Origin of the sequence: Citricoccus sp. NPDC079358, from assembly GCF_040702545.1 — a bacterium.
In the GTDB taxonomy this organism is placed as follows: Bacteria; Actinomycetota; Actinomycetes; order Actinomycetales; family Micrococcaceae; genus Citricoccus.
This window is the reverse complement of sequence record NZ_JBFBLI010000003.1, coordinates 139,029-150,996: the sequence shown is the minus strand read 5'-3', so window position 1 is coordinate 150,996 and position 11,968 is coordinate 139,029. Positions and strand designations below refer to the sequence as shown.

Sequence of the window (11,968 nt, the reverse complement as noted above, 5' to 3'; positions counted from 1 at the left end):
TCAGGCCCCCTGACGGCGGGGGCTGATGGCTGCCGGGTCCAGCCAGGCCTGGGCGACCTTGACCGCGTGGAGGCTGGGCTCGATCTCATGGACACGCACTCCCCACACCCGGTGCAGGGCGGACAGTGCGGACACGGCTGCGGTGGCGTGGTCGCGGTCCGCAGGAACCGGTTCGGCACCGGCCTCGTTGGCGAGCAGGGTGCCGAGGAAGCGCTTGCGGGAGGCGGCCACGAGGACCGGGAATCCGAGGGACTGCAGGCGGTCCAGGCCCTTCAGCAGCTCCCAATTCTGGGCGCCGGCCTTCGCGAAGCCCAGGCCCGGGTCCATGATCAGCTGCTCGGGTTGCACGCCGGCCGCGAGGAACGCATCCTTCAAATCGGTCAGTTCCCGGACGACGTCCTCGACCACGTCCCCGTAGTCCGCGAGGGAGTCCATGGTCTTGGAGTCCCCGCGGTTGTGCATGAGGATGTACGTCGCCCCCGTGCGGGCGATCAGTTCGGGCATCTCGGGCTCGTAATTCAACCCGGAGACGTCGTTGATGATGACGTCCCCGATCTGGAGGGCTGCCTCGGCGGTGACGGTGTGCATGGTGTCCACGGACACCACGGCGCCAGCCTTCACGAGGGCCTCGACGACGGGCAGGATGCGGTTCTGCTCGGTGACCGGGTCGATGGTCTCCGCCCCCGGGCGGGTGGACTCCCCACCCACGTCGATGATGTCCGCACCGGCGTAGTGCAGGCGCAGCCCCTGCTCGATGGCGGCGTCCGCGGCGAGGTACTGCCCACCGTCCGAGAAGGAGTTGTGGGTGACGTTCACGACGCCCATGATCAGGGTGCGGTTGGCCGGCAGATCGCGGAGGGTGCGGCGGCGAACCTTGCGGACCACCGAGAGGGGGCCCGTGTTGGGCCCGGTTCCGGTCTGTGCTGCCATCGAGTCCATCGGTGGTCCTTTCATCGCGGTGGCCGGTGGCGCCGACGGCGCGCGGCAGGTCAGTGATGCAGGCGGTGGGGCGGTGGGGCCGAGCTCAACCGTGCAGGATCAGGCTCATCGCCTCGGAACGGGTGGAAGAGTCGCGGAGCTGACCGCGGACGGCCGAGGTCACGGTCTTGGCGCCGGGCTTGCGTACTCCGCGCATGGACATGCACATGTGCTCGGCCTCGATCACCACGATGGCCCCGCGGGGGGTCAGGTGGGTCATGAGGGCCTCCACGATCTGCGTGGTCAACCGCTCCTGTACCTGGGGACGCCGGGCGAAGACCTCCACCAGCCGGGCCAGTTTGCTCAGCCCGGTGACCAGCCCCTCCGGGGAGGGGATGTAGCCGATGTGAGCGGTGCCGTGGAAGGGCACCAGGTGGTGTTCGCACGTGGAGTAGAAGGGGATGTCCTTCACCAGCACGAGTTCCTCATGCGCGATGTCAAAGGTGGTCCCCAGGATGTCCCCGGGATCCTGCCTCACGCCGGCGAAGAACTCGTCGTAGGCCTTGGCCACGCGCTTCGGGGTGTCCTGGAGACCCTCCCGGTCCGGATCCTCGCCGATCGCCTCAAGGATCTCGCGCACGGCGGCCTCGATGCGCGGACGGTCCACGCCGGCCGGGGCCAGCTCAGCCTCGTCGTCCACGTCTACGTCCCTCAGGGTGTTCTGTGTCTGCTCCACGATTCCGATCCTATCGGTGGGTGAACCGGTGCGGCGGCGGGGCCACCGGTCGGTGGCCGGTGCCGGCCCGGTCAGGTCTGGTCGGCGCGCGGCAGGTCCGTGGGACCGGCGGGTCCTCCGGGTCGGCCGGTCCCGCCGTCGGGCTCCCCGGGCAACTGGCTCCCGGGGGTCGGGTCCAGCGTGGGATTCAGCGAATCCGAGGAGGACTCGGGGTCCACGGCAGGCTCCTGTGCCGGATCGGAGTGACCGCCAGGACCGGCAGAACCTCCGTGACCGGCACCTCCGCCCTGGCCGTTCGATCCCGCCTTCTCCGCCAGGGCCCGGCGCTCGGCCGGGGACAGGATGGGCGGCTGGTCGGAGACCGGCCGGTCCTCGCTGGAGAGCCACACGGTGCGGGGCTCGCGCTGGCGGATCTCGGAGAAGATCTCGGCGATCTGGGCCTGGTTGAGGGTCTCCTTGGCCAGCAGCTCGTAGGCGAGCCGGTCCAGGATCTCCCGGTTCTCGTTGATGATCCAGTACGCCTCGTCGTGGGCCTGGTCCAGGAGCTGGCGCACCTCGGTGTCCACCAGGCCAGCGACCTCCTCGGAGTATTCGCGGCCGCTGCTCATGTCCCGGCCCATGAAGGGCTCGCCGCTGCCGGAGCCGAGTTTCACGGCGCCCACGCGCTCACTCATGCCGTACTCGAGGACCATCTTGCGGGCCGTGTCCGTGGCCTTGGAGATGTCGTTCGAGGCACCGGTGGACGGATCGTGGAAGATGATCTCCTCGGCCACGCGGCCGCCCATGGCGTAGGCGAGCTGGTCGAGGAGCTCGTTGCGGGTGACGGAGTACTTGTCCTCCTCCGGGACGACCATCGTGTAGCCGAGGGCGCGTCCGCGCGGCAGGATCGTGATCTTCGTGACGGGTGCCGAGTTGCGCAGTCCCGCCGCCACCAGGGCGTGGCCGCCCTCGTGATAGGCGGTGACCTTACGCTCGTGCTCCTTCATCAGGCGCGAGCGCTTCTGCGGTCCGGCCATGACCCGGTCGACGGCCTCGTCCAGGGCGCGGTCGTCGATGAGCTGCGCGTTGGAGCGGGCGGTGAGCAGGGCGGCCTCATTGAGGACGTTGGCCAGGTCTGCGCCGGTGAAGCCGGGGGTCCGCTTGGCCAGGCCCCGCAGGTCCACCCCGGGGGCCATGGGCTTGCCCTGGGCGTGGACCGAGAGGATCTGGTGGCGGCCCTCCATGTCCGGGGCCTCCACGGGGATCTGCCGGTCGAAGCGGCCCGGGCGCAGCAGGGCGGGGTCCAGGACATCGGGCCGGTTGGTGGCCGCGATGAGAATGACGTTGGTGGTGGCGTCGAAGCCGTCCATCTCCACGAGCAGCTGGTTCAGGGTCTGCTCGCGTTCGTCGTTGCCGCCGCCCACGCCGGCGCCGCGGTGGCGGCCGACGGCGTCGATCTCGTCCACGAAGATGATGGCCGGGGAGTTGTTCTTGGCCTGCTCGAACAGGTCACGCACGCGGGAGGCGCCGACGCCGACGAACATCTCGACGAAGTCGGAGCCGGAGATCGAGTAGAACGGCACCCCGGCCTCGCCGGCCACGGCCTTGGCGAGCAGGGTCTTGCCGGTCCCGGGCGGACCGTACAGCAGCACGCCCTTGGGAATCTTGGCGCCGACGGCCTGGAACTTGGCGGGCTCGGCGAGGAATTCCTTGATCTCGTGGAGTTCCTCCACGGCCTCCTCGGCGCCGGCCACGTCCGCGAAGGTCACCTGCGGCATGTCCTTGGTGATCAGTTTCGCCTTGGACTTGCCGAACTGCATGACCTTGCCGCCGCCGCCCTGCATGCGGGACATCAGGAACCAGAAGACCAGGCCGATGAGGAGGAACGGGATGAGGAAGCCCAGCATGGACAGCAACCAGTTGTTCTGCACAGGCTCGTCCGTGAAGCCGTCCAGACCGGAGGCGTCGATGGCCTCGACCACGTTGTCCGCGCGGGCCGTCGAGTAGTAGAAGTAGACGTCCTTGCCGAGGTCACGGCCGTCCTGGGAGTAGGACTCGCGCAGCGTCAGATCGACGCGCTGCTCACCGTCCTGGATCTTGGCCTGGGCGGCCCGGTCCTCCTCGAGCAGGACCAGGCCCACGTTGGTGTCCACCCGGGCGGAGGACCCCTGCGTCAGCGCGGGGATGATCAGCATCAGGAACACGGCGGCCAAAACGATCCAGATGATCGGGCCCTTGAAGACCTTCTTGGCTTTCAACAACTCTCCTGACCTTGACCTGCTCCGGTGGGCACGGCGCGCCCACCCGGTACGGCACTGTGCGGTTGACCCTGTGGGGAACGGAGCCCACGGCACCGGGCACAGCCGTACCCGTCCACGGTACCGGGGGACAGTCTACGGCCGGGTACTGGGAGTCCGCCGTTCGCGGGCGGTGGAATGGCTGCGGGCGCCGGCGGGGAACGGCGTCAGGAGTAGACGTGCGGGGCGAGGGTCCCGATGAAGTCCAGGTTGCGGTACTTCTCGTCGAAGTCCAGGCCGTAGCCGACCACGAACTCGTTGGGGATGTCCTGGCCGACGTACTTGACGTCGATCTCGACCTTCATGGCCTCCGGCTTGCGCAGGAAGGCACAGATCTCGACCGAGGCGGGGCCGCGGGACTCGAGGTTGGTCTTGAGCCAGGACAGGGTCAGGCCGGAGTCGATGATGTCCTCGACGATGAGCACGTGGCGACCCATGAGATCGGCGTCCAAATCCTTGAGGATCCGCACCACACCGGAGGACTGGGTCCCCGAGCCGTAGGAGGAGACGGCCATGAAGTCGAGGGTGACGTGCGAGTGCAGTGCGCGGGAGAGGTCGGCCATGACCATCACCGCCCCCTTGAGCACCGCCACCAAGAGCACGTCCTTGCCCTCGTAGTCGCGGTCGATCTGGGCTGCCAGATCCTTGATGGTGTCCTGGATCTGCTCTGTGGTCATGAGCACATGATCCAGGTCGCCGTGCACGTCCTGTGCTTCCATGCGGGCTGCTCCTGCTGCGGGTTTCTGTGGTTTTCGCTACCGGGACGGCGCCGGGGGATCTGGGGGGTCCGCGGGGGACTCCCGTACCGCTCCGGCGTCGAAGTCCAGTGTCGCATACCCACCGGTACGACGACGGCGGGAGACCACGCCGCCCGCCAACTGGACCGGCCCGGCCGAGGTCCCCCCCTCGGCCCGGCCGGCGACCAGCCGGTCCACGGCCAGCACGCGTTCCCGGCTGGGCCGTCCGCCACCCGCCGCGACGACGGCGGCGCCGATGACCCGGTACCGGATCGCGTCCGGCAGTACCGCCAGCTCCTCCAGCGACAGGGACAGGTTCGCGCCCCGGTCCGCCCTGATGTCCGGACGGCTCTCGGCGCCGGAGTCGTCCTCCCCGGACCGGTACCTCACGAGCCGGCCGTACTCACGGGACGCCCACTGCTCGAGGGCAGCCGCGTCCTCGGCCGCGATGTCCGCACTGCGCGCCAGGGCCGCGGCCAGGCCGGGGCCCAGACCCTCCTCCGGATCCTCGAGCGCGGGCAGCACGCGCGTGCGGAGCCGCGAGCGCAGATAGGCCGGATCCTCGTTGGCCGGGTCCTGCCACCAGCGCACGCCGGCCCAGCGGCAGATGGCCTCCGTCTCCTGCCGCGTCAGGTCCAGCAGCGGACGGGCGATCAGTCCCCGGCGGCGCGGGATCCCCGCGAGCGACCGGGTCCCGGATCCCCGGGCGAGGCCCAGCAGGACCTGTTCGGCCTGGTCATCGCGAGTGTGCGCCAGCAGGACGGCGCCGGAGTCCAGGCGCCGGGCAGCGACGTCGAATGCGGCGTATCGGGCCTGGCGGGCCCCGGCCTCGGGCCCGGCGCCGGTGGTGGAGACCTGGACGCGCTCGATCACCACCGGATCGAGTCCCAGTCGCCGCGCGATGGCGGCGGCGCGGTCTGCCACGGCGGCGGAGCCAGCTTGGAGACCGTGATCCACGACGACGGCGCCCGCACCACCGGCCAGCGCCGGGTTGGCCCGGGTGCGGACCGCCTCCGCGGTGGCCACGGCGAGCGCGAGGGAGTCCGCGCCGCCGGAGAGGCCGACCAGCGGCATCTGGCGGCCCCGGGTGGCGTCCGTGACCGCCTGCACGGCGCGGTGGAGGACCTCCGGCCAGCGGGCGGCGGGAGGCCAGGCTTCCGGGCCGGCCGGCGTCGGGCAGGTCTCCGGACCGACTGGCGCCCGGCCGTCCGGTGCCGGGCTCAGCCCCTCTCCCGGATGCGCTGGATCCACTGTTCGGGGTGCTGGATCTCCTGCTCGCCGGGCAGGTTCTCGGCCGCTTCCCACACCACGTTGAAGCCGTCCATCCCTAGCTCCCGGACCACGTGCTTCACGAAGCGCTGACCGTCCCGGTACTGGCGCATCTTGGCGTCCATGCCCATGATGCGGCGGATCCACCGGTCCAGGGAGGAGCGGGTGGCGCCGCGGTGGTCGAAGCGCTGGCGGATGGTCTTGACGGTGGGAACCACCGAGGAGTCGATGGCGTCCATCACCACGTTGGCGTGGCCCTCCAGCAGGGACATCACGGCGTTGAGCTGGGCGAGCCGCTTCTTGTCCTCCGGGTCCTGGATCAGCTCGAGCAAACCCATGGAGGCGGGGTGCTCGTCCGTGCCCAACTCAGCGGAACCTTGGCCCCGTTCCACGGAGGCCGGGTCCGCCTCCGGCCCCTGCAGCAGCGCGCGGACGCGGGCGGAGAGGCGCTCGGGCAGAGTGTCGGCCTTCTCGAACATGCCGGCGACCAGGGCCATGATGTTCGACTGCAGGTGCTCGCGCAGCCATGGGGCGGCGGCGAACTGCACGCGGTGGGTCTGCTCGTGCAGGCAGACCCAGAGGCGGAAGTCCTCCGGGTCCACGTTGAGCTCCACCCTGACCTCGGCGATGTTGGGTGCCACCAGCAGCAGGCGGCCGCCCTCGGGCCCGGCGGAGGTCCCGTCCGGTCCCGGCAGGGCACAGAACGGCTCGTACTGGCCGAGGACCTTCGAGGAGAGGAACGCCAGGACGGCGCCGACTTCCATGGCGGTGGCGGCGGTGCCGAGGCCACCGGTGGCGCGGGCATATTCGGCTGGGCGGATCGACTGGACGTGCTCGAAGGCCGGGCCCAGCAGGGTGGAGAAGGCCTGGACATTGGCCTGCGTCCAGGTCGGGCGGTCCACCACGAGCACCTCGGAATCGCGCAGGTCCTTCGCGGCCTCCAGCCGGGTGATCCGGTGGACGTGGTCCACGGACACCTCGGCGGCCCGGCGCAGGCCTGTGGCCTCGCGCTCGGCCTGATGACGGGTGAACCGCGGCCCCGCGGCACACAGGCGGGCCGCCGTGGCGGCGGCCAGGTCCCAATTCACCGGGGACGGGACGGTCTGACGAGGGGCGGATTCCATGGACCCATCCCATCACACGGCGGGCCTGGCGCGCAGGGCAGCACGACGACGGCAGCGGCGGCCGGAGCGAAGGACGGAGCGGAGGACGGAGCGAGGGTGAGGCCGGAGCGGAGGCGGGGATGGCAGAGGAGGGGGTTGCTCAGCCGCGCAGTGCGGCCGCCCGGTCCAGGACGTCGGCGAGGTCGGCGGCTCCGGTGGCACGGGCGGCCTGCGCGGTGGCGCGGAGCTGCTCGGCCGTGGCCAGTCCGCCCAAGGCGGTGGCGGGATCGGAACCCGGGAGGCCGCCGGCGTCGGGCGTCACGAAGCGGGCCTGACGGGCCCGGGAGGTATGAGTGGTGAGCACCGGCTCCGAGGCCTCTACCTCGGAAAGCACCCGGGCCGGGTCCGCCTCGTCCTGGCGCTCCTCCAGCATGACCAGGCGTTCATAGACGGCCGGATTGCCGATCTTGATGCGCTGCGCGTTGATCAGCTGAGAGAGCATGGGCGCGGAGAGCCCCAGGACCCGGGCCAGGGCGCGCTGGCTGAGTCCGTAGGCGGTCATGATGACGCCGAAGCGCTCCGCCAGGGAGATTCCATAGATGGTCTGCTGCTGGGCGAGGCGCTGATCGGTGTCCGGCGAAGGCATGGGGTCATTCTAGCCGATCGTTTGCGAAGGCAAAGATGCCGGGTGGACCCTCGGAGGGCCTCCGCAGGAGAACCGCCCCCGACCCTAGCGGCAGCCGCACCCGGCCAGGACGACGGCCCCGCGGTCCACGGCGAAGCGGGCGTTGGTCAGCACGCCCGGCTGGTTGTTGGCCACGAAGCTGAACAGTAGCGTCCGGCCGTCCTCGGTCTGGACCATGCCCGTCAGTGAGGCGACCGAGCTGAGCGTGCCTGTCTTCGCCTGCACGTTGCCCGCGGCTTCGGTGCCGACCATGCGCTGCTCCAGCGTGCCCTGCTCCCCGGCCACGGGCAGCCCGGTGGCGGCCATCTCGAGGTCCGGGGTCGTCGTCGCGACCTGCAGGGCGCCGGTCAGCTGCGAGGCGGACACCAGGTTCTTTCCGGACAGGCCGGAGGCATCCACCAGGGCCAGTCCCGTGGTGTCCACCTCGAGCCCCGCCAGGGTCTCCTCGATGGTCTGCGCGGCGCCCGCGAAACTGCCCGGGGCTCCGGCGGCGAGCGCCAGGTTGCGCCCGGTGGCCTCGGCGACCTGGTTGTCCGAGGTCTGGAGCATGTACGCCATCTGCTCGGCCAGCGGCGCGGACTGCACGCTCGCCAGCTCGGTGCCCGAAGATTCGGGTTCCGGTTCCGCGGACGCCGACCCGGTCGCTGTCGGGTCCGGCGAGGCCGGACCGGCCGACGCCGACTCAACCGGTGCCGCGTCGGCCGGAACCCGGCTCGTCTCCGCGGCGAGGGTGATGTCCACCCCGAGGGTCTGCGCATGTGCGGCCAGCTGGTCCCGGAACACCTCGGCGGCATACAGCGCCGGGTCGTGGAGGCGATCGGTGTCCCGGCTGGGCACGGCCCGGCCGCCATAGGTGGCCATCGGCTGAACCGCTGAGGCGTTGCCGGAGGACACGATGTCGCTGCTCCAGTCCGGCGAGGCCGTGGGGCCCTCGTAGCCCGAGTCGTCGAACTGGACCGACACCGGGCCCGTGGTGCCCTGGGCCTGGAGCGCCTCGGCCGTCCTGAGCGCCAGCGTTCCCAGCCCGGCCCGCCCGTTCGCCTCATCGGCGTTCACGCCGGTCCCCAGCATCACGTCTCCCCCGGCCTCCAGCACGACGGCGGTGCCCTCCGGTCCCGCGGGCCTGCCCACGGCCGCCGTGGTGTACCGATGGTCCGGTCCCAGGACTTCCAGGGCGGCCACCGCGGTCAGGACCTTGACGGCAGAGGCCGGCACCACGGCGGTGTCCGCTCCCTGGTCGTAGAGCAGTTCCCCGGTCAACCCGTCCCGGACCGCGGCGGAGACGGAGCCGTCCTGCACCGTCAGTGCCTCGTCCAGCAGCGGTGTCAGGACCTCCGGGTCCGGGCTCGGGACCAGCAGGGGCGTCAGGTCCGGGAAGTCCAGGAATTCGGTCAGGGTGGCCGCCGCGGAGGCTGCCGCCAGCGGTTCGGCGGTGCCGGAAGGATCCGCGGTAGTGGAAGGTTCAGCGGTCGTGGAAGACGGGCCGGCGCTGGAAGGTTGGCCGGGCTGGGAGGAGCCGGCCGGCGTCGTGCTGGTGGTGGTCCCACTGCTCGTGGCGGCGACCGCCCCCGAGCCCGTGCCGGCTGCCGGGACCGGGATGACGGTGCATCCGCTCAGCAGTGACACCGCCGCGATCCCCGTCACCACTCGCGCCACGGCCGCCGCTCGCGGGGTCAGGCCGGCCGGCCGGGCCGCGCGGGCGGGCCGGCGCAGAGCAGGGCGTTCGGTCACGGTGGGGCTTTCCTGGTGGGGCGCGGGATACCCTTGATTCTAGACGCCGCGCCCGGCAGCGCCATCCGGCGCGGTGACCACCGAAGCCCACCGAAGAAGCAGCGCCAAGGAGCACCGTCCATGAGCCATGACGTCACCATCGAGATCCCGGCGGGATCCCGCGTCAAGTACGAGTTCGATCACGAGTCCGGGCGTCTGCGCCTGGACCGTATCCTCTTCACGTCCATGCAGTACCCCACGCACTACGGGTACTTCGAGGACACGCTGGGCGAGGATGGCGACCCGCTGGACGCCATGGTGTTCCTGCCCGGCTTCGACCTGGTCCCCGGCGTGATCGTGGAGGCCCGCCCCATCGGCGTGTTCAACATGACCGACGACGGCGGCGGCGACGCCAAGCTCCTGTGCGTTCCTGAGGACAAGCGCTTCGACCACATCCAGGAGCTCGAGGACATCGACGAGTGGCTGAAGAAGGAGATCGAGCACTTCTTCACCCGCTACAAGGACCTGGAGCCCGGCAAGTGGGTCAAGGCCGAGGGCTGGCAGGGCCGCGAGGCCGCCGAGGCCGAACTCGCCGCCTCGGTCGAGCGCTTCACCGCCCATGGCGAGGAGACCCCGGAGGACGAGCCGCAGGGCCGCGACGTCGAGACCGCGGAAGACGATCCCGTCGTCTCCTCGGGCGCCCCGCAGGGCCGCGACGCCTGATCACCTCCCCGTCCTGACGTACGTCGAGGGCCGTCCCCACCGGTGGGACGGCCCTCGACGTGGTTAAGACGTGGTGCAGAGAAGTTGCCCTGAGGACGGTGGCGCTGCCGGCCGGCGCTCAGGTTGCTGGCAGAATCGGGGCTATGCCTCACTACGTCCTGACGATCAACCAGCGTGATTCGCGGGAGGTCGGGGACCTGGTCGGCGACCTGTTGCGATCGCTACGGCCCGTGGGCACGGTGGTTCCCTTCCAGCGCTCCTTCGGCGACGAGGCCATCGGCATCGTGCCGGACGCCCGGTCCGCCGTCGATGCGGCGATGCGCGCCCTGCGCCAGCGGCGGTGGAACGTGGGCATCGGCGTCGGCTCGGTGGGGTCGGCCGGCCCGGAGCGAGGCGGTTCGATGCCGGACACCCAGGTGATCCACGACGTCGGCGGGCCGGGCCTGGTCTACGCGCGGCGGGCCGTGGAGGAGGCGGCCAGGACCGCGGTCCGCGTCCCGGTGGCCGTGGACGGCCCCGATGCGGAGGTGGCCGAGGAGGCGCAGGCCGTGCTGCGGCTCATGGGGCAGTTGGTGCTGACCCGCACGGACGCGGAGTGGTCGGTCCTCGATCTGCTGGTCCCGGGGGTCCGGGGGCAGCAGAAGCCCGTGGCCGCCGAACTCGGGATCACGGTGCAGGCCGTCTCCAAAGCGGTGCAACGCTCCTTCTGGAACGAGGAGCACGCCTGCCGCCCGGCGGCCGAGCGGCTGCTCTCCCTCGTGGACGCGGTCGAACTCCCCCGCTGAGGGTCAGTCCAGCAGCGAACGCAGGACCGCGGCGGCGCCATTCTCGTTGACATGCCCGGTGACCTCATCGGCGACCTTGACGACCTCCGGCGGGGCCTGGCCCATGGCCACGCCACGGCCGGCCCACGCCAGCATCTCGATGTCATTGCGGCCGTCGCCGACCGCCACCGTGTCGTCGATGTGCACGCCGAGGTGGTCCCGCAGGGCCTCCAGCCCGGACGCCTTGGTGACGCCGGCGGCGGCGATATCCAGCCAGGCGGACCAACCCACGGAATAGGTGACCCCCTGCAGGCCGATCGACTCAACGGCCTCACCGAACTCCTCAGCGGAGGAATCGGTCGAGAACACGACGAGGCGGACGGCAGTGGCCTCCATCAGCTCCTCGAAGGTCACGCCCTCCGCCTGGACGCCGAAACTCATGTCCTGGAAGCGTTCGGTGGACAGGAAGCGTCCCCGGTCGTCCTCGATGGCGTATTTCGCGCTCGGCAGGCGGTGACGCAGAGAACGCAGCGCCGGTGCCGGGTCGAAAGTCCTGCGGTCGACAACCTCGTAACCCTCGTCGAGTGCGGTGGAGAGCCTCAGGGTGACACCGCCGTTGCTGCAGACACTGTGCCCCTGCTCCAGACCGATGGTCTGGATGATGGGCAGGGTCGCCGCGAGTGACCGGCCGGTGGCGATGAGGACGTGGTGGCCGGCCTCGACGACGGCACGGGCGGCGTCCCGCACCTCGTCGTCCATGTGGCCGTCGTGGTCCACGAGCGTGCCGTCCACGTCCAGGCAGACCATCTTGCGGGAACCGTTGCCGTGAGGCTGGTGGCCTGAGGAGGTCATGTCCGAGGCGGGACGGTAGGTGGTCTGGAGCGAACCGGTGATCGGGTTCCGTTCTTCGTGCCGGTCTTCGGTGCCGGCGTTCCTTGAATTGAGCATGTCCCTAGTCAAGCAGACCGCACGGACGCGCAGTAGCCCGTTCCCTGCCGGCGGATGACGGGACGGTTAACACTCACAGGTTGTCCCCAGTGTGGACAA

General features: G+C 70.7%; 11 protein-coding genes. 2 read left to right on the top strand and 9 right to left on the bottom strand.

The genetic code is table 11. From position 1 onward, the window contains the following. The 8 genes from folP to dacB form a co-directional block, all read right to left on the bottom strand. A complete protein-coding gene (gene folP / locus AB0333_RS05380) occupies positions 1–939 on the bottom strand; it encodes a dihydropteroate synthase (protein ID WP_366217680.1) in 939 nt (312 codons plus the stop codon). An 85-nt stretch (positions 940–1,024) separates the two neighbouring features. Further along, positions 1,025–1,633, bottom strand: coding sequence for a GTP cyclohydrolase I FolE (gene folE / locus AB0333_RS05375; RefSeq protein ID WP_366217830.1), 609 nt, complete (start codon positions 1,631–1,633; stop codon positions 1,025–1,027). 92 nt (positions 1,634–1,725) lie between these two features. Further along, positions 1,726–3,891, bottom strand: coding sequence for an ATP-dependent zinc metalloprotease FtsH (gene ftsH, locus AB0333_RS05370; protein WP_366217679.1), 2,166 nt, complete (start codon positions 3,889–3,891; stop codon positions 1,726–1,728). 206 nt (positions 3,892–4,097) lie between these two features. Beyond that, positions 4,098–4,649, bottom strand: coding sequence for a hypoxanthine phosphoribosyltransferase (gene hpt / locus AB0333_RS05365; protein ID WP_115932510.1), 552 nt, complete (start codon positions 4,647–4,649; stop codon positions 4,098–4,100). A gap of 36 nt (positions 4,650–4,685) precedes the next feature. Next, positions 4,686–5,918: a tRNA lysidine(34) synthetase TilS gene (gene tilS / locus AB0333_RS05360; protein WP_366217678.1), complete on the bottom strand. Its 1,233-nt coding sequence runs from the start codon at positions 5,916–5,918 to the stop codon at positions 4,686–4,688. Continuing rightward, the gene (locus AB0333_RS05355; protein ID WP_366217677.1) at positions 5,888–7,060 is read right to left on the bottom strand and encodes a zinc-dependent metalloprotease; all 1,173 of its coding nucleotides are present in this window, start codon (positions 7,058–7,060) and stop codon (positions 5,888–5,890) included. Before AB0333_RS05355 ends, tilS begins: the two co-directional genes overlap by 31 nt. A gap of 139 nt (positions 7,061–7,199) precedes the next feature. Beyond that, a complete protein-coding gene (locus AB0333_RS05350) occupies positions 7,200–7,685 on the bottom strand; it encodes a DNA-binding protein (protein WP_366217676.1) in 486 nt (161 codons plus the stop codon). A gap of 84 nt (positions 7,686–7,769) precedes the next feature. After that, on the bottom strand, positions 7,770–9,455 hold the full coding sequence (gene dacB / locus AB0333_RS05345) for a D-alanyl-D-alanine carboxypeptidase/D-alanyl-D-alanine-endopeptidase (RefSeq protein ID WP_366217675.1): 1,686 nt from the start codon (positions 9,453–9,455) through the stop codon (positions 7,770–7,772). A 120-nt stretch (positions 9,456–9,575) separates the two neighbouring features. On the opposite strand from dacB, the gene AB0333_RS05340 reads away from it, so the two are divergent. Beyond that, positions 9,576–10,157 carry an inorganic diphosphatase gene (locus tag AB0333_RS05340; RefSeq protein ID WP_366217674.1) on the top strand — a complete coding sequence of 194 codons (582 nt, stop codon included), beginning with the start codon at positions 9,576–9,578 and terminating at the stop codon, positions 10,155–10,157. A gap of 143 nt (positions 10,158–10,300) precedes the next feature. Then, a complete protein-coding gene (locus tag AB0333_RS05335; RefSeq protein WP_366217673.1) occupies positions 10,301–10,942 on the top strand; it encodes a hypothetical protein in 642 nt (213 codons plus the stop codon). A gap of 3 nt (positions 10,943–10,945) precedes the next feature. On the opposite strand, the gene AB0333_RS05330 is transcribed toward AB0333_RS05335, so the two are convergent. Continuing rightward, the gene (locus AB0333_RS05330) at positions 10,946–11,773 is read right to left on the bottom strand and encodes an HAD family hydrolase (protein WP_366217829.1); all 828 of its coding nucleotides are present in this window, start codon (positions 11,771–11,773) and stop codon (positions 10,946–10,948) included. Positions 11,774–11,968: the final 195 nt, after the last annotated feature.